Raw genomic sequence first — 22,401 nt, 5'->3', positions numbered from 1 at the left:
ATCAGCTTGGCGGCAGCGCGATGCAGCGGCCCTGCGCGCCCTCGGTTCCAGTGCTGACACCGAGCAGCAGCACCCGCTGCCACTCCGGCAGGTAGCGGATGGCCGTCTGCGGTGCGCTGTAGGCGGCGGAGTCCTGCAGCGCCTCATCCATGCGCCACTGGCGGCCCGAGGGCAGGTGCTCGATGGTCAGCGTGCGCACACCGGTGTGGAAGGTGGTGGTGATCTTTCCTTCGGTGCCGAAGAAGCCGCCACCGGTGCGTGCCGTGCGCCGCGTGCCCTGGAAGGCGGTGCCGATGCGCAGGCGCTGGTCACGGCTGGTGCAGCTGCCTTCGAAGGCGGCGGCACAGGCCATGGGCAGGGGGTTCTGCTGCACCGTGACGACCTGCACGGAAGGCTGCTTGACTTCGTCGAGCGCCACCGGCACCAGGCTGGCGCAGTTGGCATCGGGCACCACGCGCCAGGCACCGGCACCGGGCAGGTCGGCAATGCCGTAGCGCGGCACGCCCAGGCCTGCCGCCAGGTAGTACACCGGCTCGGCCGTGCCCTTGCGCAGCAGCAGGGGCGGCAGGGTGCTCGACAGGGGCGAGAGTGCGCCGGCCGGCACCTGCACCGGCAGGGGATATACGTCCAGCGTGCCGCTGCCCGGTGCAAAGCCGCTGGCGGCGGCGTGGGCGCCGCAGGCCGCGAAGGCGCTGGCTGCGTACAGCCCGGCAGCCAGGAGGCAGGACGGCTGCATGGGTGCCTCAGGCGGCCGGTTTGGCCTTCGGGACACGGCCCATCAGGTAGAACTCGGGGTTGGGCTGCATGCCGGCAAAGCTGGCCATGCGGTTGCTCAGCCCGAAGAAGGCGGTGATGGCTGCGATGTCCCAGATGTCTTCGTCGTCGAAGCCATGCGCGTGCAGGGCGGTGAAGTCGGCATCCTCGATCTCGTGCGAGCGCTCGCAGACCTTCATGGCGAAGTCGAGCATGGCGCGCTGGCGTGGGCTGATCTCGGCCTTGCGGTAGTTCACCGCCACCTGGTCGGCCACCAGCGGCTTCTTCTCGTAGATGCGCAGGATCGCGCCATGCGCCACCACGCAGTACAGGCACTGGTTGGCCGCGCTGGTGGTGGTGACGATCATCTCGCGCTCGCCCTTGGTCAGGCTGCCTTCCTCCTTGAGCATCAGCGCATCGTGGTAGGCAAAGAAGGCGCGCCACTCGGCCGGGCGCCGCGCGAAGGCCAGGAACACATTGGGCACGAAGCCGGCCTTCTCCTGCACTTCGAGGATGCGAGCGCGGATGTCCTCGGGCAGGCTGTCGAGGGCGGGAAAGGGGTAGCGGGTCACGTCGGTCTCCTTGTTTTTTCTGATGGGCCCCAGTATCCGGGATTCAAGGATGCCAGTGCGTTGCGCGCACGGGGCTGTGCGACGGCGCGGCCGTGTTGCCTGCCAGCGCATACGACAGTTGCGTGGCCGCAGCCATTACGGTCTTGGCGAGGTTTTCGAGCTTTTCAGCCGGCAGGCGCGATGCCGGTCCCGAGATGCACACCGACCCCATCAGCCTCCAGTGCATGCCGAACACCGGCGCCGACACCGTGGCCACGCCCTGTTCGCGCTCGCCGATGGACCAGTGGTAGCCCTTCTGGCGGATCTCCTCGTAGGCCTTGCCCGGCTCGCCCGAGAAGGCCAGGATCACGCGGCCCGGCGAGCCCTTGTCCAGCGGCAGGCCCTCGCCCATGCGCGCATGGTGGCGCAGCGCCTGCGGTCCTTCCACGCGCACGAGGCAGGTGCGCACCTGGCCTTCGCGCACGTAGAAGGCGGCGCTCTCGCCCGTGGCATGGGTCAGCTCGCGCAGCGCCGGTTCCAGCACGTTCTGCACGTCGAAGCCCGCCTGGTAGCGTGCGCCCAGCCAGCCTGCAGCCGGGCCCAGGCGCCAGTCGCCATCCTCGCGCTGGACCATGAAGCCCGACTGCGCCAGCGTGCGCGCCAGGCGCAGCACCGTGGTCTTGTGCAGGCCGCAGCGCCGGCTCAGTTCGGCCAGCGACAGGCTCGACTCGCCCAGCGCAAACGCCTCCAGCACCTGCAGCGCGCGCGTGACGGCAATGACGCCACTGCTGGCATCGCCAGCTGTGCCGGGTACCGGTGGCGCGGCCGGAAGAGGGGGCTTGGGAGGAGGGTTGCTCATGGTGCAATTCGTTTCATGGTGTGCAACTGCATTGTATGGGTTGAAACGTCTGCGTAAAGTCGCACCCACGGCGCCGGGCCCTGCAGGCCGGCGTGACGAACCACCACAACGGAGACAAAACCATGCCAGCCTTCCCTTCGCTTTCGCGTTCCCTGTGCGCCGCCTTCCTGGGCCTGGCTGCCGCCGCCGTGCCCGGCGGCGCGGCATGGGCGCAGGCCGCCTACCCCAGCAAGCCGATCCGTCTCATCGTGCCCTTCCCTCCCGGCGGCGGCACGGACATGATCGCGCGCACCGTGGCGCAAAAGCTCACGGACCAGAACAAGTGGAACGTGATCGTCGACAACCGCCCCGGCGCGGGCGGCAACCTGGGCGTGGATGCCACGGCCAAGTCCGCACCCGATGGCTACACCCTGGTCATGGGCCAGACCAGCAACCTGGCCATCAACCCCACGCTCTACCCCAAGTTGCCCTACGACCCGCTCAAGGACCTGGTGCCCGTGGCGCTAGTGTCGTCCTCGCCCATCGTGATGGCCGCGCCCGTCAACTCGCCCTACAAGACCTTCGCCGACGTGGTGGCTGCCGCCAAGGGCAAGCCCGACGCGCTCACCCTGGGCTACTCGGGCAACGGCACGGTGGCCCACCTGGCCGGCGAGCTGGCCGAGAACGCTGCCGGCATCCAGCTGCGCCACATTCCCTACAAGGGCGCGGCCCAGGCCATGACCGACCTGGTGGGCGGGCAGATCGATCTGTACATGTCCTCCGTGCCCACGCTGCTGGGCCAGGTGCGCAATGGCAAGCTCAAGGTGCTGGCCATCACCTCGGCAAAACGCTCGTCCCAGTTGCCCGACGTGCCCACGCTGGCGGAATCGGGCTACAAGGGCTTCGAGGCCGTGACCTGGTTTGGCATCCTCGCGCCCGCCGGCACGCCAGCGCCCATCGTGGCCCAGCTCAACAAGGCCATCAACCAGGCGCTGCAACACGCCGAAGTGGCCGAGAAGCTGCGCAGCGAAGGCGGCGACGTGATGGGCGGCACGCCCGAGCAGTTCACCCAGCTGCTGCGCACCGAAGTGCCGCGCTGGGGAAAGATCGTCAAGGACTCGGGCGCAAGCCTCGACTGACTGAGCCTGCCGACCTTCTGCTGAGCCCACGCCCACCGGACCATCGCCATGACCCGCGATTGCCTTGCCACGCCCGTAGCTTTCTCGGTGGGCACCGAAAGGCCTGCGGTGGCCGTGCCCGCCGGCGCCTGCGACTGCCATGTGCATGTGTACGACAGCCGCTTTGCCCCGGCCCCCGGTGCCCGCCTGCTGCCGCCCGATGCCTCGGCCGGCGACTATGGGCAACTGCAGCGGCGCATCGGCACCACGCGCACCGTGCTGGTCACGCCGTCGACCTATGGCAGCGACAACCGCTGCATGCTCGAAGGGCTGGCCGCGCTGGGTGAACAGGCACGGGGTGTCGCGGTGATCGACGGCAGCGAAAGCGATGGCGAACTGCAGCGCCTGCATGCCCTGGGCGTGCGCGGCGTGCGGTTGAACCTCTCGCTCGGCGTGTCGGGCACGGCCGAGCTGCTGGAGCCGCTGGCCGCGCGCATCGCGCCCCTGGGCTGGCACCTGCAGCTGCTGATGGCACCCGACCTGCTGGCATCGCTGGCGCCCGTGCTGCGCCGCCTGCCGGTGGACCTGGTGTTCGACCACTTCGGGCGCATCGCACCCGCACAGGCCGGCACGCATGCCGCCCATGCGCTGCTGCTGGAACTGCTGGCGGCGGGCAAGGCCTGGATCAAGCTGTCCGGCGGCTACATCGTGAGCCCGCTGCACACGGTGGAAGACCCGGCCCTCGATGCGCTGGCCCACGGCTACCTGCGCTGTGCACCCGACCGCGTGCTCTGGGGCAGCGACTGGCCCCATGCCACCGCCACGGCCGGCGTGCAGCCGCTGCCCGACGACGCGCGCCAGCTCGACCGCCTGGCGCAGTGGATCGATGGTGCAGGGCAGGGCGCAGCCACCCTGCACGGCGTGCTGGTGGACAACCCGCGTGCCCTCTACGGCTTCGCGCAGACCGAATTTCCCGATTCCTTCCATTGATACCAGGAGCCCATGCCATGACCCTGTCGCCCCCTCTTTCCTTGACGCGCCGCAGCGTGCTCGGCTCCCTGGCTGCGTCGCTGGCCAGCGGCCCGGCCTTTGCGCAGGGCGACTGGCCCGCCGGCAAGCTCATCACCTGGGTCGTGCCCTACCCACCGGGCGGCAGCACCGACGTGCTGGGCCGCAACCTGGCGCTGCGCGTGGCGTTCTCCCTGGGCACCAACGTCATCGTCGACAACAAGGCCGGCGCCACCGGCACCATCGGCGCCGCCTTCGTGGCCAAGGCCGCACCCGATGGCTACACCCTGCTGGGCACCTCCATCGGCCCGCAGGCGATCGCACCGCACCTCATGGGCAAGCTGCCCTATGACCCCATCGCGGGCTTCGAGCCGGTGATCACCATCGGCACCATTCCGCACATCCTGGTGGTGGGTGCCAAGCAACCCTTCCAGTCGGTGGCCGAGCTGCTGGCCGCGGCCCGCGCCCAGCCGGGCAAGCTGGCCTTCGCCTCGGGCGGCAACGGCACCATTTTGCAGATGCAGGGCGAGCTGCTGCAGCAGCAAAGCGGCGTGCGCTTCATCCACGTGCCCTACAAGGGCGACACCCCGGCGCTGCAGGACACGCTGGCCGAGCAGGTGCAGTTCATGTTCGCGCCGGCCGCCGCCGCGCTGCCCCACGTGCAGTCCGGCAAGCTGCGCGCGCTGGCGGTCACGTCGGCCCAACGCCTCAAGGCCCTGCCTGCCGTGCCCACCATGGGCGAGGCCGGGCTCAAGGACTTCGTGGTCGAGCAGTGGCAGGCCGTGTTCGCGCCCGGCAAGACACCTGCACCTGTCGTGCAGCGTCTGAACGACGAGATCGGCAAGGCCTTGAAGGACCCCGCCGTCCTTGCCCTGGCCGACAAGCTGGGCGTGACCCTGGTGGGCGGCACGCCACGCCAGCTCGGTGACCTGCAGAAGGCCGACTCCGCCAAGTGGGCCAAGGTCATCAAGGACGGAAACATCACCGCCGAGTAATTCCCGGGGTGCCACGCAGGCACTGCACTTTTCTCCGCATACCAAAACCCAACAAGGACTGCACCATGAGCCAGCTTCCCGAAATCATCCGTGACATCGAACGCGTCAGCGCCGAGGTCGTCCAGAAAGCCGCCACCTTCCAGGCTGCCATCCTCGCCGACGTGGCGGGCCGCCGCGGCACCATGCACGCCCGCGTGGCCCCGGTCCACCAGGACATGCAGGTCGCAGGCCCGGCCTTCACCGTCGAAGTGCGCCCTGGCGACAACCTCATGATCCACGCCGCCATCGCGCTGGCCAAGCCGGGCGACGTGCTGGTGATCGATGGCAAGGGCGACCAGACTGCGGCCCTGATGGGCACGCTGATGCTCAGCGCCTGCAAGAAGCTGGGCCTGGCGGGCGTGATCGTCGACGGTGCGATCCGCGACAAGCTCGAACTGCTGGAACTGGGCTTCCCGGTCTTCAGCGCGGGTTTCAACCCCGCCGGGCCAACGAAGTACGTGCCCGGCCGCATCAACCACCCCATCTCGGCCGGCGGCACCATGGTGAACCCCGGTGACCTGGTCGTCGGCGATGCCGATGGCGTGGTGGTGATCGAGCGCGCCAAGGCCCCGGCGATGATGGCCCTGGCCGACAAGAAGGTGGCCGACGAGGCCGCCCGCATCGAGGCCATCGCCCGCGGCGACACGGCATCGAAGTGGCTGCCCGCGGCCCTGCGCGCCGCTGGCGTGCTCAAGGAAGGAGAATCGCTGTGAGCCGCCCGGCCCTCATCGTGACGGGCGCCGACCTGGCGGCCCAGGCCCTGGCTTTGCTTCAGGACTTCGAGATCGTCTACGCCGGCAAGACCCCTACCGAGGACGACCTGGTGGCCCTGTGCCGCACCCATGACCCCGTGGCCATCATCGTGCGCTACGGCAAGGTCGGCGCGGCCGTGATGGACGCGGCGCCCTCGCTCAAGGTCATCTCCAAGCATGGCAGCGGCACCGACACCATCGACAAGGTGGCTGCCAAGGCGCGCGGCATCGAGGTGGTGGCCGCCGTGGGCGCCAATGCCGCGGCCGTGGCCGAGCAGGCCCTGGCCCTGTTGCTGGCCTGCGCCAAGTCGGTCGTGGCGCTCGATGCGCGCATGCACGCCGGCCACTGGGACAAGGCCACGCACAAGAGCCTGGAACTCTACGGCCGCACCGTGGGCGTGGTCGGCCTGGGCGCCATCGGCCTGCGCTTTGCGAAGATGGCCGACGCGCTGGGCATGCGCGTGCTCGGCTTCGACCCCTTCGCGAAGAACCTGCCGGCGTATATCGAGAGCGTGGACCTGGCGGCCATCTGGCGCGAGTCCGATGCGATCTCGCTGCACTGCCCGCTGACCGAGGAGAACCGCGGCATGCTCAATGCCGCCACCCTGGCGCAGTGCAGGCGCGGTGTGGTGGTGGTGAACACCGCACGCGGCGGTCTGATCGACGAGCCAGCGCTGCTGGCCGCCGTGCGCAGCGGCCAGGTGATGGCCGCGGGCCTGGACAGCTTTGCCGTGGAGCCCATGGTGGCCGGCCACCCCTTCCAGGGCGAGGCGAATGTCATCCTCTCCCCGCACATCGGCGGCGTGACCAGCGATGCCTACGTGAACATGGGCGTCGGTGCGGCCAAAAACCTGCTCGCAGTGCTGGCGCGCAGCACGGCCGCGGCAGCGTAAGGCAACGGGCGGGGCAGGGCGCGCGCCTTGCCCCACGCGTGGGGCCTTCCAGAGAATCGAACAAAGGAGACACCAACAATGAACAGGCAAGAACGATTTCCAGCGCTCGCAAGAACGGCGTTGCTGGCCACCTTGACCTTGGCATCCGCCACCTGCTTCGCCCAGGCCGCCGGCTATCCGAACAAGCCGGTGAAGCTGGTGGTGGGCTTTGCCGCCGGCGGCCCCACCGACGTGGTGGCGCGCGCCTTTGCCGACCACGCCAGCCAGGCGCTGGGCCAGCCCTTCGTCGTCGACAACAAGCCCGGCGCCAACACCATCCTGGCCGCACAGGCCGTGGCCAGCGCACCGGCCGACGGCTACACACTGCTGTTCGGTGCCACCAACCACACGATGATCCCGGGGCTGTACAGCAACCGGGTGAAGTTCGACGCGGTGAAGTCGTTCAGGCCGTTGTGCACGGTGGCCACCAGCCCCACGGTACTGGTGGTGGGGCCGGGCCTGCCCGTGAAGTCGCTGGCCGACTACCTGGCCCGTGCACGCAAGGAGCCGGGCCGCACCACGGCCGGTACCGCGGGCGTGGGCAGCTCGGGCCACTTCGCCACCGAGGTGTTCGCCAGGGCCAACGGCCTGCAGCTCAACCATGTGCCCTACAAGGGGGCCGCGCCGGTGGTGACGGACCTGATGGGTGGCCAGCTCGACAGCTCGTTCGCCACGCTGGGCTCGGTGCTGCCGCAGGTCCGCAGCGGCAAGCTCACGGCCCTGGCCGTGGCATCGTCCAGGCGCTCGCCGCTGCTGCCCGAGGTGGCCACCTTTGCCGAAGCCGGTGGCGGCAACTACTCGGCCGATGCCTGGTATGGCGTGCTGGCGCCCGCCGGCGTACCGGATGCCGTGGTGCAGAAGCTGGAACGCGCCGCCACGGACTTCGCGAAAAGCGCCGCAGCGGCGGAGAAGCTGCGCGGCCTGGGGCTGGATGCGGATTCCACCTGCGGCAAGGCCTTTGCCACGCAGGTCGAGCGCGAAGTCGCCACCTACACCCAGATTGCCAAGGACCTGGACCTCAAAGCTGAATAATTGATCGGAGACAAACCCATGTTGCGTTTTTTCAAACCCCTGATCGCCGCCTGCGCCCTGGCCGCCGGCCTGGCCCACGCCGCCTACCCCGACCGCCCGATCACCATCGTCGTGCCCTATGCGCCAGGCGGCGCAGCCGACGCCGTGGCGCGCGTGCTGGCCACGCGCCTGGGCGCCAGGCTGGGCGCCAGCGTGATCGTGGACAACAAGGCCGGAGCCAGCGGCACCATCGGCGCGAGCTACGTGGCCAAGGCCAATGCCGACGGCTACACCCTGCTGTACGACGCCACGCCGTACTCCATCAACCCGCACCTGTTCCCCAAGATGCCGTATGCCGCCAACGCGCTGCAGCCGCTGTCGCTGGTGCTGCTGGCACCCAACGTGCTGATCGTGAAGGCGGACTCGCCGATCAAGAACATCAACGACCTGGTCGCCCGCGCCAAGGCCACGCCGGGCAAGCTCAACTTCGCCTCGGGCGGCAGCGGCACGGTGCAGCGCCTGGCTGCGGAGCTGATGCGCCAGCAGCTCGGCCTGGACATGGTGCATGTGCCCTACAAGAGCGGTGGCCCGGCCATCACCGACGTGATGGCCGGGCAGGTGGACTTCATGTTCGGCACCGTGGCCGCGACCTATCCCCATGTGTCGGGCGGCAAGCTGCGTGCCCTGGCCGTGTCGGCGCCCGAGCGCTCCAAGCGCCTGCCCGATGTGCCCACGGTGGCCGAGACGGTGGTGCCCGGCTACGAGGCCTACGAGTGGAACGGCATGTTCCTGCCCGCCGGAACGCCCGAACCCATTGCCGCCAAGTTGCGCCAGGCCGTGCAGGACGTGATGCAGGAAGACGAGGTGAAGCAGCGCCTGGCCGACATCGGCGCCCAGCCGGTGGGCTCCACACCGGCCGAGTTCGCCACCTTCCTGAAAAAGGAAGACGCCAAGTGGGGCGAGGTGGTGCGCAAGGGCCATATCAAGCTGGACTGAGCCTTGATGTCCGCACCTGTGCCGCATTCGGTGGGCACCAACGGGCCGTCGCGTGTGCTGCCGCCGTTGGCGTGCGACAGCCACATGCACATCTTCGATGCGCGCTTCGCGCCATCACCGCATTGGCCGCGCACACCGCCCCATGCGCCCGTCGCCGCCTACCGGCAACTGCAGCAGCGCCTGGGCATCGCGCGCACGGTCGTGGTCACGCCATCGACCTACGGCACGGACAACGCCTGCACCCTTGATGCGCTGGACCAGTTGGGCGACAGCGCGCGCGGCGTGGCGGTGGTGGATGCCGCGGTGGATGGCGCCGAACTGGCTCGCCTGGCCGCACGGCGCGTGCGCGGGTTGCGTGTGAACTTCGTTTCTCCGCAGTCCTGGGGCACGACCACCGCGGAGATGCTTTCCACGCTGGCGCACAAGCTGGCGTGCCATGCGGACTGCGGTGGCTGGCACATCCAGGTGTTCGCGCACCCGGAGCAGATCGTGGTGCTCGAACCCGTGCTGCAGTCCTTGCCCGTGCCGCTGGTGATCGACCACATGGGCCGGATCGACCCGGCGCATGGCGTGTCGTCCGAGGCCTGGGGCAGCCTGCGCCGCCTGCTCGATCAGGGCAACACCTGGGTCAAGCTCTCCGGCGCCTACATGCGCTCCACGGTGCATGGCCCGGGCTATGCCGATACGCTGCCCCTGGGCCGTGCGCTGGTGCATGCCGCGCCCGAGCGCTTGGTCTGGGGTAGCGACTGGCCGCACACCACCGAGCCGCAGGGCACGGTGAATGATGCCGACCTGGTGGACCTGCTGCAGGCCTGGGCGGGCACGGATGCCGTGATGGACCGTATCCTGGTGGACAACCCTGCACGGCTGTACGGATTTCTTTCGGCGTGAAGACCAGAACCAACGAAAGCCATCACCTCATGTTTCTGCTGCAAGCCCCCCAAGTACGCGACCTCGAACCCTTCACCGCCATGCCCGAGGCACTGCGCCGGCGTGAGCGCAGCGCCTGGGCCGATGCCAACCGCGCGGGCGCCATCACCGACTTCTTCCTCGAAGGCCCGGTGTTCGACGACGCCGGCAACCTCTACGTGTCCGACATTCCCTGGGGCCGCATCCTGCGCATCGATCCCGCGGGTACCTGGACCCTGGTGGCCGAGTACGACGGCGAGCCCAATGGCATGAAGTTCCTCGACGCCGGCACACTGCTCATCACCGACTACAAGAACGGCCTGATGCGGCTGGATGTGGTGAGCGGCCGGGTCACCCCCTATCTGGAGCGCCGCAATAGCGAGCGCTTCAAGGGCGTGAACGACCTGGTGTTCGATGCCGAGGGCAACCTGTACTTCACCGACCAGGGCCAGAGCGGCCTGCACGACCCGAGCGGGCGCCTGTACCGCCTGCGTCCCAATGGCCAGCTCGACCTGCTGCTGGCCAATGTGCCCAGCCCCAATGGCGTGGCCCTGTCGCCCGACGGGCGCGTGCTCTACCTGGCCGTGACGCGCGGCAACTGCGTCTGGCGCGTGCCGCTGCTGCCCGATGGCAGCGTGGCCAAGGTAGGGCAGTTCTTCACCTCCTACGGCCCGAGCGGGCCGGATGGACTGGCCGTGGACGCCAAAGGCCGGCTGCTGGTGGCCAACCCGGGCCTGGGCTATGTCTGGGTGCTCAACCACCGCGCCGAGCCCGAGCTGGTGCTGCGCGGGCCGGACGGTGCGTCCACCACCAACCTGGCGTTCGGCGGGGAGGGCGGGCGCACGGTGTTCGTGACCGACTCAACCCATGGCCAGATCCTGCTCGCCCACTTGGATGCGCCTGGCCTGCCGCTGGCGCGGGGACTGGCCGCGTCCCGCTAACACCCTGAGTGACAATGGCTTTGCAATTTCGATAAATATTGGCTATTGAAGGCATTCAATCGATTCAATTGATGCGCCATGGATTGCTTCCTAAGATGGGCCTCGCCAAGTGCTTGAACCGCTTACACAAGGAGAGACCCCATGACGACAGAAGCCAAATGCCCGTTCGACCACACCAAGGCAGCCGCGCCCAAGGGCCGTGGCAACGCCGACTGGTGGCCCAACCAGCTCAACCTGCGCCCGCTCAACCAGAGCTCTCCGCTTGTCGACCCCATGGGCGACGGCTTCAACTACGCCGAGGAATTCAAGAGCCTGGACCTCGCGGCCGTGAAGGCCGACCTGCACGCGCTGATGACCGACTCGCAGGACTGGTGGCCGGCCGACTTCGGCCACTACGGCCCGTTGTTCATCCGCATGGCCTGGCACAGCGCCGGCACCTACCGTCTGGCCGACGGACGCGGTGGCGCGGGGGCCGGGCAGCAGCGCTTTGCTCCGCTCAACAGCTGGCCCGACAATGCCAACCTGGACAAGGCGCGGCGCCTGCTCTGGCCCATCAAGCAGAAATACGGCCGCAAGATTTCCTGGGCCGACCTGATGATCCTTACCGGCAACGTGGCGCTCGAATCCATGGGTTTCAAGACCTTCGGTTTCGGTGGCGGCCGGCCCGACGTGTGGGAACCCGATGAAAACGTCTACTGGGGCGCAGAGACCACCTGGCTGGGCGGCGACAAGCGCTACAGCGGCGAGCGCGACCTGGCCAAGCCCCTGGCCGCCGTGCAGATGGGCCTGATCTACGTGAACCCCGAGGGTCCCAACGGCAACCCCGACCCCATCGCCGCGGCGCGCGACATCCGCGACACCTTTGCCCGCATGGCCATGGACGACGAAGAGACCGTGGCGCTGATCGCCGGCGGCCACACCTTCGGCAAGACCCACGGCGCAGGCGACGCGGCCCTGGTGGGCCTGGAGCCCGAGGGCGGCGGCATCGAGGACCAGGGCTTCGGCTGGATCAGCAAGCACGGTAGCGGCTTTGGCGGTGACGCCATCACCAGCGGCCTGGAGGTCACCTGGACCACCACGCCGACGAAGTGGAGCAACAACTTCTTCGAGAACCTGTTCGGCTTCGAGTGGGAACTCACCAAGAGCCCGGCCGGCGCCCACCAATGGACCGCCAAGGGCGCCGAGGCGACCATCCCCGATGCGCACGATGCTTCGAAGAAGCGCGTGCCCACCATGCTCACCACCGACCTGTCGCTGCGCCAGGACCCGGCCTACGAGGCCATCTCGCGCCGCTTCCTCGCACACCCCGAGCAGTTCGCCGATGCGTTCGCGCGGGCCTGGTTCAAGCTGACCCACCGCGACATGGGTCCGCGCGTGCGCTACCTCGGCCCCGAGGTACCGGCCGAGGTGCTGATCTGGCAGGACCCGATTCCCGAGGTGGACCATGCCCTGGTGGACGACCAGGACGTGACGGTGCTCAAGGCGAAGATCCTGGCGTCGGGCCTCACGGTGCCCGAGCTGGTGTCCACCGCCTGGGCCTCGGCTTCCACCTACCGCGGTGGCGACAAGCGCGGCGGCGCTAACGGTGCCCGTATCCGCCTGGCGCCGCAGAAGGACTGGGAGGTGAACCAGCCTGCGCAACTGGCCAAGGTGCTGGGCAAGCTTGAAGCGATCCAGCAGGACTTCAATGCAACGCAGGCGGGCGGCAAAAAGGTCTCCATCGCCGACCTCATCGTGCTCGGTGGTGCGGCGGCCATCGAGTCGGCCGCCCGCAGCGCCGGCCAGGAAGTGAGCGTGCCCTTCACTCCGGGCCGCATGGACGCTTCGCAGGAGCAGACCGACGTGCCTTCGTTCGAGGTCATGGAGCCGCTGGCCGATGGCTTTCGCAACTACGTGCGCCCCGGCCTCGAAGGCGCCGTGGCCGAGCTGCTGATCGACCGCGCCAACCAGCTCACGTTGACTGGCCCCGAGATGACGGTGCTGGTGGGCGGCCTGCGCGCACTGGGCGCGAACGCAGGGCAGGGCGGCCATGGTGTCTTCACCAAGACGCCCGGGGCCCTCACGAACGACTTCTTCGTGAACCTGCTGGACATGCGCACCCGGTGGCAGAAGTCGGCCTCGGATGCCGGCGTGCTGGAAGGGGTGGACCGTGCTACGGGCGCCGCGAAGTGGAAGGGCACCGTGGCCGACCTGGTGTTCGGCTCCAACTCGCAACTGCGTGCGCTGGCCGAGGTCTACGGCAGCAGCGACGCCCAGGCCGTGTTCGTGCAGGACTTTGTGAAGGCCTGGACCAAGGTCATGAACCTGGACCGCTTTGATCTGGCGGCAGCCAAGGCCTGAGCGGTTTGAATGCGCCCCCTGCAGGGGGGCGCATTTTTTCCTGTGTGCAACCCTACGGCTACCATCGCGGCCTCAAACCAACCGGAGAGCCCGCATGACGCAACCCCCATCCACCAAGGACTTCGACAAGGGCCTGGCCACGCGCAAGCAGGTCATGGGCGAGGATTTCGTGGCCAATGCCTTCGGCAATGCCACGCAGTTCACCCAGCCGATCCAGGAGTTCATCACCCGCAATGCCTGGGGCGACGTCTGGCAGCGCCCGGGGCTGGACCTGAAGACCCGCAGCCTGATCACCGTGGCCTTCCTCACCGCTCTGGGCAAGCAGCATGAGCTCAAGGGCCATGTGCGCGGCGCGCTCAACAACGGCGCCACGGCGGCCGAGATCCAGGAAGTGCTGCTGCACGCCAGCATCTACTGCGGCCTGCCTGCCGCGGTGGACGCCTTTCGCACGGCCGCCGAGGTGGTCGACGGGCCGAAGAAGTAAGGCTACCCTGCGAGCAGCTTGTGCACCAGGTCGGCGGCTGTCGACGCGTTGTACTTGCGCATGAGGCGCGCGCGGTAGATCTCCACCGTGCGGTGGCTGATGTCGAGCGTGCGCCCGATTTCCTTGGAGGTCAGGCCCTCGAGCAGGCGCGCGGCCACCTCGCGCTCGCGCCCGGTCAGTTCGGCCTTCACGGGGCGCTGCGAGCTCAGGTCCTCGAAGCTCCAGATGCCCGAGGCATGGGGGTCTTCGCGGTTCAATGCACGTCCTGACACATGGCACCAGAATACTTCGCCATTGGCGCGCTTCATGATGCGGTTGTCGGCGTAGTGGCCCTTGGCGTTGAGGATGGGCTCCATGTGTGCGCCCAGGCGCTCATATTCGTCGGCGCTCGGATACAGGATCTGGAACGACTGCCCGATCAGCAGCTCGCGTGAGGCGCCGAACATCTCGCAGACCTGCCGGTTGCAGTCCACCATGGCGCGGTTGCGCGACAGCACCAGGCCCACGGGGGCCATGTCAAACGCCAGCCGGTAATCTACGTCCATAGTGCAAGTCTTTACGGGGTACTACTTATTCGGATACGTAGTATCGTAGCGCATCCAACATTCGCAAGGAGATCGTGGTGAACAAGATTTTTCCCTCCGCAGCCAAGGCGCTGGAAGGCGTGGTTGCAGATGGCCAGTTGCTGGCCGTCGGCGGTTTCGGTCTGTGCGGCATTCCCGAGGCATTGATCGACGCGCTGCGTGACTCCGGTGCGAAGAACCTCACCGTGATCTCCAACAATGCGGGCGTCGATGGCTTCGGCCTGGGCAAGCTGCTCGAGACGCGCCAGATCAAGAAGATGATCTCCTCCTACGTGGGCGAGAACAAGGAGTTCGAGCGCCAGTACCTGGCGGGCGAGCTGGAACTCGAATTCACGCCCCAGGGTACGCTGGCCGAGAAGCTGCGCGCCGGCGGTGCGGGCATCCCGGCCTTCTTCACCAAGACCGGCGTGGGTACCATCGTGGCCGAGGGCAAGGAACTGCGTGAGTTCGACGGCGAGACCTATGTGATGGAGCGCTCGCTGGTGCCCGACGTCTCGCTGGTCAAGGCCTGGCGCGCCGACAAATCCGGCAACCTGCAGTTCCGCCTCACGGCGCGCAACTTCAACCCTGCGGCCGCCACGGCCGGCAAGGTCTGTGTCGTCGAAGTGGAAGAGATCGTGGAGACCGGCGCCATCGAGCCCGACCAGGTCCACCTGCCCGGCATCTACGTGCACCGCATCGTGCACAACGCCCACCCCGAGAAACGCATCGAAAAACGCACCATCACCGAGAAAGCAGGAGCCTGACCATGCCGTGGACCCAAGACCAGATGGCCGCCCGTGCGGCGCAAGAACTCGAAGACGGTTTCTACGTGAACCTGGGCATCGGCATCCCTACGCTGGTGGCCAATTTCACGGGTGACAAGGAAGTGTGGCTGCAGTCCGAGAACGGCATGCTGGGCATCGGCCCCTTCCCGACCGAAGACGCGGTGGACGCCGACCTGATCAACGCCGGCAAGCAGACCGTGACCACCATCAAGGGCTCGTCGATCTTCGGCAGCGACCAGTCCTTCGCCATGATCCGCGGCGGCAAGATCAACCTGTCCATCCTGGGCGCCATGCAGGTCAGCGAAAAGGGCGACCTGGCCAACTGGATGATCCCGGGCAAGATGGTCAAGGGCATGGGCGGCGCCATGGACCTGGTGGCCGGCGTCAAGCGCGTGATCGTGCTCATGGAGCATGTGGCGAAGAAGAAGGACGGCACCGAGGACCTCAAGATCCTGCCCCAGTGCACGCTGCCCCTGACGGGCGTGGGCGTGGTCGACCGCATCATCACCGACCTGGCCGTGCTGGACGTGACGCCCGAAGGCCTCAAGCTCATCGAGCTGGCCCCTGGCGTGACGTTCGAGGCCCTGCAGGCCAAGACCGGCGTGACCGTGCTGCAATAAGGCAGGGCATATGCCGTGGCCCCCTGGGCCACACCAAAAAGGCCGGGGCCCCGCGAGGGGCCCCGGCCTTTTTTGCATGCTGGCTGCAGTTGCGGTCTGCAGCCTTGCACTGGTGCGGATTACAGAACGCCGATCTCGCCCGAAGGGATCTGGCCGGTGCGCACGGCTTCGGCGGCAGCGGCGCGCACGGCGGCGCGGTCGGCCTTCGACTGGTAGGTCACCACGCGGGAGCCGGCGGGTTCCATGCTGTGCGTGCGGGCCTCCACGGCCGCTTCGGCAGCCACTTCGGCGCGGGTGCGGTTGGTCTCGAACTTGAGGGCGAACTGCGAGCTGTCGGCTTCATCGGCGTAGGCACCGAAGGAAGCGAAAGCGGCGACGGCGGCGATGGACAGGAAACGTGCGGTGTTGTTCATGGTGATTCTCCGATCAAAAGGGGTAGGGGGCTTGCTGCGGGGCGGTGCGGATTACAGGTAGCCGGCTTCGCCCGACGAGATCTGGCCGGTGCGCAGGGCCTCTGCAGCCTGGGCGCGCACGGTGGCACGGTCGGCCGTCGATTGGTAGCTCAGCACGCGGGAGCCGGCGGGCTCCATGCTGTGCGTGCGGGCTTCCACAGCGGCTTCGGCGATCACTTCGGCGCGGGTGCGGTTGGTCTCGAACTTCAGGGCGAATTGCGAGCCGTCGGCCTCGTCGGCATGGGCGCCGAACGATGCGAAAGCGGCAACAGCGGCGATGGAGAGAAAACGTGCGGTGGTGTTCATGATGGCATCCTTGGGATCAAAAAGCGTCTCGAAAAACCGGCACAGAAAGCATTCCTGAACCGGGTTCGGTGAGTCGCATTGCGGGTTCGGCTCATCGATGGATGAACTGTACGCCTTGGGTGTCCACAGAAAAACCATCCAGTCACGAACTGACTGTTCCAGTTTTGAAAACAGTTGCACGAGCACGCCGGCATGAAAAAAGCCCGCGGCTGCATGGCAGCCGCGGGCTCAAGAAGAACCGGCCCGGGGGCTCAGGGCAGCTGGTTCCAGTTCTGGTTGTTGCCGCCGTTGCAGGTCCAGGTGAGCAGGGGAGTGTCCTGCGCCGTGGAGTTGTTGGGCACGTCCAGGCAGGCGCCCGATGCGCGGTTGCGCACGGTCGATCCCGACAGCGTCCACTGCGCCGTGTTGCCCACCGTGCAGGCCAGTTGCACCACGCCGGCACCGCTGGTGGCTGCGCTGTCCTGCGCCAGGCACAGGTTGCTGTGCTTGGCCACCAGCTGCACATAGCCGCCCGCCAGGTTGCGCACCGTGAAGGTCTCGTTGTTCGCCGTGCCGCAGGGCCACTGGATGGCAACCGCGCCGCTGGCGGCCGAAGCCCCGCGGATGTTGACGCACAGCGTGCTCTGGCTGGAGCGCAGGCGCGTGGTGTATTCGGCCGCCGTGTCCAGCGAGCGCACGTAGTCGGCCAGCGCCTGCCGGTCGGCCGCGGGCAGGCCGGCCACGTTGCCGTGGCCGCCGGCGATCACGTCGAGCACGCTGGCCTTCTGGCCGTTGTGCAGGTAGGACCTGGCGGCCCAGCTGCCGATCAGCGTGGGCGTGTCGAAGCCCACACCGGCCAGCGGCTGGTTGGCACCCTTGCCCGAGGAGGCCTGGATGCTGCCCACGTCGTGCCTGAGGCCGTCCTGGAAGGTGCCGCCCGCATGGCAACTGGCGCAGTTGGCGTTGGCGAACAGGGTCTGCCCACGCGCTGCCTCCACCGTGAGGCTGCCGTCGGCTGCGCGCGCCGGGCTGCGCATGTACTTGTTGAGCGAGGCCAGGTAGGCCGCCAGGTCGTCGAGCTGCGCGTTGCGGCCCGCCTTGGGCGCGCCTAGCGGGTCGCTGGTGGCGGCAAAGTCCGCGTCGCTCAGGAAGCCCGTGCCGCCGAAGGCGCTGCGCATGTCGTTCTCGAAGTCCTGCACCTCGTCGAAGTTGGCGCTCCAGTGCAGCTTGCCGTGGCCGGTGCCGCGCCGGCCCTGCAGGCTGATGGTGCGGCGCAGGCCCTCGCCGCGCTGGGTGAAGTCCCAGACCATGCCGTCGTCACCGCCGTCCGCGTGGCAACTGGCGCAGGACATGTAGTTGTCCTTGCTCATGCGCCGGTCGGCCGCGTTGTAGAACACCAGCTTGCCGCGCAGCGCCGCTGCCGCCAGGGGCTCCTGCGCCACCGTGGCCACGTTCTGCAGGAACACCGCCGCAGCGCTGCGCGAGGCCAGCACGTCGGCCACGTCGTGCACGGTGACCGAGCGCGCGAGGAAGTTGTTCACGAACAGCCGCTTGCGCGCAGTGTCCAGGTACAGGCCGTGGGGCGCGCTGCTGGCGTTGATCTCGCCGCGCACGGCGCGGGTGTAGGCATCGACGATGGCGATGTTGTTGCCCTCCATCTGCGCCACGAACAGGTAGTCGCCTGCAGGGGAGAAGAGGGCGGCGCGTGCCGGCGCCCGGTCGTCGAAGTCGATCTGCTCGGGCAGCAGGTGCGTGGCCTGCGCCAGGTCGACCTGCGAGAGGATGGAGCGCACCGTCTGGTCGTGCAGCAGGTCGCCACCGTCGCGGAAGCGCCCGCGCACGATGTTGTCCTTCTTGCCGGGCAGCACGGCGCGCGAGCCATCGGGCGAGATCACCACCTGGCTCAGGTAGTTGGCCACGCCGCGCGAACTGTTCTCGGTGTCGATCGTGGTCGTGTCCACCGGCAGGGCGATGGTGGACAGCAGGCCCATGGTGCTCAGACCCACCTTGTGCAATTGCCCGCCCGTCATCTTCGACTTGAAGCGCGTGACGTAGACCGTCTGCGAATCGGCCGCCACCGCGATGCCGCGCAGGTCGCCCTCCAGCGCCAGGGTGCCCGTGGTGTTGCCGTTGGCCGGGTCGAAGGCGATCAGCGTGGACTTGCTCTCCAGCGTCAGCAGGCCCTTGCTGCCATTGGGCGTGAAGGCCACGCCATAGGGGCCGCTGCCGTAGGGCAGGTTCACCGTGGCCGCGATGCTGCCATCGGCCGGGTTCAGCGCCACGAGCTTGTCCTCGCCCTGCACGGTGACCCAGATGCGGCCGTCCGGTGCACGCGCCAGGGTCTTGGGTTCGTCGCCCACGCGCGTCTCCCAGCGCTTGGTCAGGGCCAGCGCATCGATGGCCGCCACCGTGCCGCTGTCGGGGTTCACCGCATAGACGCTGTTGGCATCGCCGACGATGTTGCTCGAGTGCGTGGGCGCCGTGGCCGTGGTCGGGAAGATCACGGTCACGTTGTAGGTGTAGAAGGTGTCCTGGCCCGCCGCGTTGCGCACCGTCAGGGTCACCGTGTAGTGGCCGGGGCGGTTGTAGCTGTAGGTGGTGTTGGCCTGGGACGAGAAGGCGGTCTGCGTGCCGTTGCCGAAGTTCCAGCGGTAGGTGACGCCTGTGCCACCGCCCAGCCGGGTCGGGTCGAAACTCAGTTGCCCGTTCACCAACTGTGGACCGCCGCTCACACCGGCATCGCCGATGATGGCCTGCGAGCGCAGCTGCGTGACATCGGCATCGCTGAGCACGCGCCCGTAGACCCGCACATCGGCCAGGCTGCCGCGGAAGAAGTCGGCGTTGCCCTGGATCTGCCCTAGCAGCGCGAACTTGTTGGACAGGCCCTTGGTGCCCGTGAGCCCGGTGGAGCTGGTCTTGGCGCCGTCGATGTACAGCGTCTGCGCACCCGAGGCCGCGTCGCGCGTCATCACCACGTGGTGCCAGTTGCCATCGTTCACGGCCGCGGTGGAGCGGGTGCCGGGGTTGTTGCCCGCCACGTTGCCCACCGAGAGGTTGAGCCGCCCGGTGTTGTCGATCCAGCCCCAGAACACGTCATCCGCACCGCCTGACTGGTCGCGCCCGAAGAGCCCGGGCGCCGTCCAGGCGTTGGCCGAACCGTTCTGTGTGGTCTTCATGTAGAACGCCAGCGATGCCGTGCCACCCAGGGCGGTGGCCACGCTCTCGTTCTTGAGCGGCACACCGCCCGTGCGCTGCGCGAAGTTCAGGCCGATGCTGCTGAACTGGTCGGCCGCCGAGGCCGTGCCGTTGTTGGCACCGATCTCGTCGGTCAGGGTGCTCGACAGCGGCCAGTGGTTCATGAGGCTGATGTCGGTGGCGTTGCCGGTGTGGAACACGGCCTTGTACTCGGCCGCGATGCCGTTGCCCGCATAGTCTTTCACCCCGCCAGCCGTGAGCACGATCTCATAGCTGGTGCCGGCCGCCAGGGGCTGCGTGGGGTGGAAGTTGATGATGCCCAGTTGCACGCTGTAGGTGCCGGCCAGGGCGTTGCCGTTGACCGGGCGCACGATGAAGGTGCCGGCGTGCACGCTCTCGGGCAGGATGCTGTCGGTCAGGCCCACGCCGATTCGCGAGGTCAGCGCCTGCTGCTTGGCGCCGTTGGTGGGCGAGGTCTGCTTGACCGCGGGCGGCGTGGTGTCGCGCGCCGTCTGGTGCACGATGAAGCCGCTGCCCGAGCCGTGGTCGTTGCCGATGAACAGCAGGTTGCCCATGGGCGCCACCTGGCCGTGGTCGGAGTGCGAGTACTCGGGGTCGTTGGTGGCGAACAGGCTGCCCTGGCCCACCTCGACGTGGTTGAGCGGGTTGCTCACGTCCACCTTGTGCACCTTGAACTGCGCGCCCTGGAACACATAGTGGTCCTGCATGCCGCAGTACAGCTGTTCGTCGATGACCAGGCGGTTGTCCTCCACCACGAACTGCGTGCGGTCGGACAGGTCGTAGCTGTACATCTTGGCGCCGCCACCGCGGGCCGAGGCGTGCAGATTCTTGCCGTCGAAGCAGGTGGCGTAGTAGTTGGGGTTGGAGCCCACGGTATCCAGCACCTTGGGGTTGAGCGGGTCGGAGATATCGAGGCTCGCAAAGCCATCGGTGTTGTCCATCGAGGTCAGCACCATGTGGTTGCCCATGGTGAAGATGGGGCCGACGCGAAAACCCCCGAGCTCGCCGGTGGGCACGGGGTTGGGCTTGCCCGCACCGCGGTTGGCGATCACGGCGTTGGCCGGGTCGCTGGCATCGACGATGTAGACGCCGTCGTTGGCCGAGGCCACGTACACGTAGGGCGCCTGCCACCACAGCTGCCAGGCCACGTTGGTGTAGTCGCCGCCGTTGACCGTGGGCAGCGCCAGTTTCTTGACCTGCTGGATGTTGTTGATGTCGGTGAAGTCCCAGAACTCGATGCCCTTGATGCTGGGCACCACCACGTACTGCTTGCCGCCGATCTTCGCGGTGCCGAAGGCATGGGCCTCGCGGAACTCCTTGGTGCGGCCCTCGGGCTCGTAGATCTTCTTGGCGAGCACGATGGCGCGCGGGTTGGACACGTCGTACAGCAGAAAGCCGCCGGGGCCCAGGCCGCTGTCGGGCGCGAAGGAGGTCAGAAAATAGCCGTTGAGCATGATGCCCACGTTGAGCCCATAGTCCTTGCGGCCGGGGTAGGTGGCCGGCACGTCGCCCGAGGCGCGTGTGATCATGGAGACCGGCTTGAACAGCTCGGCCGAGGTGTAGGTGAGATTGCCCAGGCCCGGCCCCTGCAGCGGCAGCGGAACCTCGGCGGCCTGCGTGACCGCAGCCGCCATGGTGGTAAGGGTGGTCATGGGGTTGACCCCCGTGATCGCCGCATGCGTGAGCAAGGTGGCGAACGGCAACAGCAGTGCCATCAGGTAATACCGGATTTTCATCGTCGTCTCCTGTGTGTGTGGTTCTTGGTGAACCTTCTTCCTCGATCTTTCCGACAGCCTTTCGAAGGCGCGCGCAGGCACGCCGGCCGGTGGCATCACCGCCACCGGCCGCAGGGCTCTTTCTCCTGGGCTCCCTCTCTTCTTTTCTTTTTCTGTGCTCTTCAGTGCGCAGCCTTGCGCGCGTGGTGCTTTCGCTGCATCAGGATGCGTGCGTTCCCGTGCTGTAGATGTCCCAGGCGGCTGCCGCGCTGGCGCCGCGGTGGATCATGGCCATCAGCGCATCGACCACGGCCGAGGGCTTGGCGTGCTGGTACACGTTGCGGCCGTAGACCATGCCCACGGCCCCCTGGTCCAGCAGCACGCGCGAGCGTGCGAACACCTGCTGCAGGTCTTCGCGGCCGCCGCCGCGCACCAGCACCGGGCAGCGCGCGGCCTGCACCACGCGGTGGAATTCGGCGGGGTCGGTGGTCGGGTCGGCTTTTACGATGTCGGCACCCATTTCGCGCGCCAGGCGTACCAGGGTGACGATCTTCTCGGCGTCGCCATCGACCATGTAGCCGCCCTGGTCGCTGTGCGGGCGCATCACCAGCGGCTCGATCATCAGCGGCATGCCGTAGCGGTCGCAGTCGGCGCGCACGCGCGCGATGTTCTGCACGCACTGGCGGAACAGGTCGGGTTCATTGGGCAGCATGAACAGGTTGACCACCACGCAGGCCGCATCGCGCTGCACGGCCGGCAGCACCGGATCGTGCTCGTTCTGCAGCAGGGCCCACATCACGCGGTGGGCGGTGGCGTTGTAAGGGTTGCCCATGTCGATGCGCATCACCAGCGCCGGCTTGTTGCGGCCCGGGCGGTCCTGCAGCAGGTCGGCCTGGCCGTAGTTGAGCTGGATGGCATCGGGCGCGGCGGCCACGAGCTTGTCCATCACCTGGGGCATGTCTTCCAGGCCGTTGAGGAAGCTGGGCTCGTTGCACACGCCATGGTCGAGTGCGATGTCCAGGCAGCGGCCGTTGGTGAGCAGGCGGTTCAGGCGTGCGGTCTTGTCTTTCGACATACGAAGAGGTCCTTGGGTTG

General features: G+C 67.9%; 21 protein-coding genes. 13 read left to right on the top strand and 8 right to left on the bottom strand.

From position 1 onward, the window contains the following. Position 1: 1 nt before the first annotated feature. Genes AC07PA_RS15685 through AC07PA_RS15675 form a run of 3 tightly spaced genes read right to left on the bottom strand, consistent with a single transcriptional unit; the run spans position 2 to position 2,163 of the window. Positions 2-736 (bottom strand): hypothetical protein, encoded by a 735-nt coding sequence (locus AC07PA_RS15685; protein WP_494609927.1) that lies wholly within the window; start codon positions 734-736, stop codon positions 2-4. Between the two features lie 7 nt (positions 737-743). Further along, the gene (locus AC07PA_RS15680; RefSeq protein WP_494609928.1) at positions 744-1,325 is read right to left on the bottom strand and encodes a peroxidase-related enzyme; all 582 of its coding nucleotides are present in this window, start codon (positions 1,323-1,325) and stop codon (positions 744-746) included. 43 nt (positions 1,326-1,368) lie between these two features. After that, positions 1,369-2,163 carry an IclR family transcriptional regulator gene (locus AC07PA_RS15675; RefSeq protein ID WP_494609929.1) on the bottom strand — a complete coding sequence of 265 codons (795 nt, stop codon included), beginning with the start codon at positions 2,161-2,163 and terminating at the stop codon, positions 1,369-1,371. Between the two features lie 122 nt (positions 2,164-2,285). On the opposite strand from AC07PA_RS15675, the gene AC07PA_RS15670 reads away from it, so the two are divergent. From AC07PA_RS15670 to AC07PA_RS15620, 11 genes are all read left to right on the top strand, one after another. Further along, complete coding sequence (locus AC07PA_RS15670; RefSeq protein ID WP_494609930.1) at positions 2,286-3,281, top strand: Bug family tripartite tricarboxylate transporter substrate binding protein; 996 nt, start codon at positions 2,286-2,288, stop codon at positions 3,279-3,281. A 48-nt stretch (positions 3,282-3,329) separates the two neighbouring features. Continuing rightward, entirely contained in the window at positions 3,330-4,250 is a 921-nt protein-coding gene (locus AC07PA_RS15665) for an amidohydrolase family protein (RefSeq protein WP_494609931.1), read from the top strand. Between the two features lie 17 nt (positions 4,251-4,267). Continuing rightward, on the top strand, positions 4,268-5,263 hold the full coding sequence (locus AC07PA_RS15660; protein ID WP_494609932.1) for a Bug family tripartite tricarboxylate transporter substrate binding protein: 996 nt from the start codon (positions 4,268-4,270) through the stop codon (positions 5,261-5,263). A gap of 65 nt (positions 5,264-5,328) precedes the next feature. Continuing rightward, entirely contained in the window at positions 5,329-6,015 is a 687-nt protein-coding gene (locus AC07PA_RS15655) for an RraA family protein (protein ID WP_145697256.1), read from the top strand. Further along, positions 6,012-6,947: an NAD(P)-dependent oxidoreductase gene (locus tag AC07PA_RS15650; RefSeq protein WP_494609933.1), complete on the top strand. Its 936-nt coding sequence runs from the start codon at positions 6,012-6,014 to the stop codon at positions 6,945-6,947. The genes AC07PA_RS15655 and AC07PA_RS15650 overlap by 4 nt, the downstream gene beginning before the upstream one ends. Positions 6,948-7,025: 78 nt before the next feature. After that, positions 7,026-8,018 carry a Bug family tripartite tricarboxylate transporter substrate binding protein gene (locus tag AC07PA_RS15645; RefSeq protein WP_494609934.1) on the top strand — a complete coding sequence of 331 codons (993 nt, stop codon included), beginning with the start codon at positions 7,026-7,028 and terminating at the stop codon, positions 8,016-8,018. An 18-nt stretch (positions 8,019-8,036) separates the two neighbouring features. Continuing rightward, positions 8,037-8,993, top strand: coding sequence for a tripartite tricarboxylate transporter substrate binding protein (locus AC07PA_RS15640; protein WP_494609935.1), 957 nt, complete (start codon positions 8,037-8,039; stop codon positions 8,991-8,993). Between the two features lie 6 nt (positions 8,994-8,999). Continuing rightward, entirely contained in the window at positions 9,000-9,884 is an 885-nt protein-coding gene (locus AC07PA_RS15635) for an amidohydrolase family protein (protein ID WP_494609936.1), read from the top strand. 29 nt (positions 9,885-9,913) lie between these two features. Then, a complete protein-coding gene (locus tag AC07PA_RS15630; protein WP_494609937.1) occupies positions 9,914-10,843 on the top strand; it encodes an SMP-30/gluconolactonase/LRE family protein in 930 nt (309 codons plus the stop codon). Positions 10,844-10,984: 141 nt separating this feature from the next. Continuing rightward, positions 10,985-13,183, top strand: a complete 2,199-nt coding sequence (gene katG, locus AC07PA_RS15625) for a catalase/peroxidase HPI (RefSeq protein WP_007854424.1) — start codon at positions 10,985-10,987, stop codon at positions 13,181-13,183. A 94-nt stretch (positions 13,184-13,277) separates the two neighbouring features. After that, positions 13,278-13,667 (top strand): carboxymuconolactone decarboxylase family protein, encoded by a 390-nt coding sequence (locus tag AC07PA_RS15620; RefSeq protein WP_494609938.1) that lies wholly within the window; start codon positions 13,278-13,280, stop codon positions 13,665-13,667. A gap of 2 nt (positions 13,668-13,669) precedes the next feature. Here AC07PA_RS15620 and AC07PA_RS15615 read toward each other — a convergent pair whose 3' ends face one another. Continuing rightward, complete coding sequence (locus AC07PA_RS15615) at positions 13,670-14,212, bottom strand: PAS and helix-turn-helix domain-containing protein (RefSeq protein WP_007854419.1); 543 nt, start codon at positions 14,210-14,212, stop codon at positions 13,670-13,672. A gap of 77 nt (positions 14,213-14,289) precedes the next feature. Between AC07PA_RS15615 and AC07PA_RS15610 the strand changes: the two genes are divergently transcribed. Next, positions 14,290-14,997: a CoA transferase subunit A gene (locus tag AC07PA_RS15610; RefSeq protein WP_007854411.1), complete on the top strand. Its 708-nt coding sequence runs from the start codon at positions 14,290-14,292 to the stop codon at positions 14,995-14,997. Between the two features lie 2 nt (positions 14,998-14,999). Continuing rightward, positions 15,000-15,638 (top strand): 3-oxoacid CoA-transferase subunit B, encoded by a 639-nt coding sequence (locus tag AC07PA_RS15605; protein WP_007854410.1) that lies wholly within the window; start codon positions 15,000-15,002, stop codon positions 15,636-15,638. Positions 15,639-15,757: 119 nt separating this feature from the next. On the opposite strand, the gene AC07PA_RS15600 is transcribed toward AC07PA_RS15605, so the two are convergent. From AC07PA_RS15600 to AC07PA_RS15585, 4 genes are all read right to left on the bottom strand, one after another. Beyond that, on the bottom strand, positions 15,758-16,051 hold the full coding sequence (locus AC07PA_RS15600; protein WP_057206153.1) for a hypothetical protein: 294 nt from the start codon (positions 16,049-16,051) through the stop codon (positions 15,758-15,760). A gap of 51 nt (positions 16,052-16,102) precedes the next feature. Next, positions 16,103-16,396, bottom strand: a complete 294-nt coding sequence (locus tag AC07PA_RS15595) for a DUF4148 domain-containing protein (RefSeq protein ID WP_494609939.1) — start codon at positions 16,394-16,396, stop codon at positions 16,103-16,105. A 251-nt stretch (positions 16,397-16,647) separates the two neighbouring features. Continuing rightward, positions 16,648-21,327 carry a LamG-like jellyroll fold domain-containing protein gene (locus AC07PA_RS15590; protein WP_494609940.1) on the bottom strand — a complete coding sequence of 1,560 codons (4,680 nt, stop codon included), beginning with the start codon at positions 21,325-21,327 and terminating at the stop codon, positions 16,648-16,650. A 199-nt stretch (positions 21,328-21,526) separates the two neighbouring features. Then, positions 21,527-22,381, bottom strand: coding sequence for a class I fructose-bisphosphate aldolase (locus AC07PA_RS15585; protein WP_007854399.1), 855 nt, complete (start codon positions 22,379-22,381; stop codon positions 21,527-21,529). Between the last annotated feature and the right edge of the window lie 20 nt (positions 22,382-22,401).

The organism is Acidovorax sp. GW821-FHT09B03, from assembly GCF_059418305.1.
This window is presented reverse-complemented; position numbering and strand designations above follow the sequence as displayed.

Coding starts and splice junctions, on each gene's coding strand:
- AC07PA_RS15685 (WP_494609927.1), bottom strand. CDS start 736: ATGCAGCCGTCCTGCCTCCTGGCTGCCGGGCTGTACGCAGCCAGCGCC.
- AC07PA_RS15675 (WP_494609929.1), bottom strand. CDS start 2,163: ATGAGCAACCCTCCTCCCAAGCCCCCTCTTCCGGCCGCGCCACCGGTA.
- AC07PA_RS15670 (WP_494609930.1), top strand. CDS start 2,286: ATGCCAGCCTTCCCTTCGCTTTCGCGTTCCCTGTGCGCCGCCTTCCTG.
- AC07PA_RS15665 (WP_494609931.1), top strand. CDS start 3,330: ATGACCCGCGATTGCCTTGCCACGCCCGTAGCTTTCTCGGTGGGCACC.
- AC07PA_RS15660 (WP_494609932.1), top strand. CDS start 4,268: ATGACCCTGTCGCCCCCTCTTTCCTTGACGCGCCGCAGCGTGCTCGGC.
- AC07PA_RS15655 (WP_145697256.1), top strand. CDS start 5,329: ATGAGCCAGCTTCCCGAAATCATCCGTGACATCGAACGCGTCAGCGCC.
- AC07PA_RS15645 (WP_494609934.1), top strand. CDS start 7,026: ATGAACAGGCAAGAACGATTTCCAGCGCTCGCAAGAACGGCGTTGCTG.
- AC07PA_RS15640 (WP_494609935.1), top strand. CDS start 8,037: ATGTTGCGTTTTTTCAAACCCCTGATCGCCGCCTGCGCCCTGGCCGCC.
- AC07PA_RS15635 (WP_494609936.1), top strand. CDS start 9,000: ATGTCCGCACCTGTGCCGCATTCGGTGGGCACCAACGGGCCGTCGCGT.
- AC07PA_RS15630 (WP_494609937.1), top strand. CDS start 9,914: ATGTTTCTGCTGCAAGCCCCCCAAGTACGCGACCTCGAACCCTTCACC.
- katG (WP_007854424.1), top strand. CDS start 10,985: ATGACGACAGAAGCCAAATGCCCGTTCGACCACACCAAGGCAGCCGCG.
- AC07PA_RS15620 (WP_494609938.1), top strand. CDS start 13,278: ATGACGCAACCCCCATCCACCAAGGACTTCGACAAGGGCCTGGCCACG.
- AC07PA_RS15615 (WP_007854419.1), bottom strand. CDS start 14,212: ATGGACGTAGATTACCGGCTGGCGTTTGACATGGCCCCCGTGGGCCTG.
- AC07PA_RS15605 (WP_007854410.1), top strand. CDS start 15,000: ATGCCGTGGACCCAAGACCAGATGGCCGCCCGTGCGGCGCAAGAACTC.
- AC07PA_RS15600 (WP_057206153.1), bottom strand. CDS start 16,051: ATGAACAACACCGCACGTTTCCTGTCCATCGCCGCCGTCGCCGCTTTC.
- AC07PA_RS15595 (WP_494609939.1), bottom strand. CDS start 16,396: ATGAACACCACCGCACGTTTTCTCTCCATCGCCGCTGTTGCCGCTTTC.
- AC07PA_RS15590 (WP_494609940.1), bottom strand. CDS start 21,327: ATGAAAATCCGGTATTACCTGATGGCACTGCTGTTGCCGTTCGCCACC.
- AC07PA_RS15585 (WP_007854399.1), bottom strand. CDS start 22,381: ATGTCGAAAGACAAGACCGCACGCCTGAACCGCCTGCTCACCAACGGC.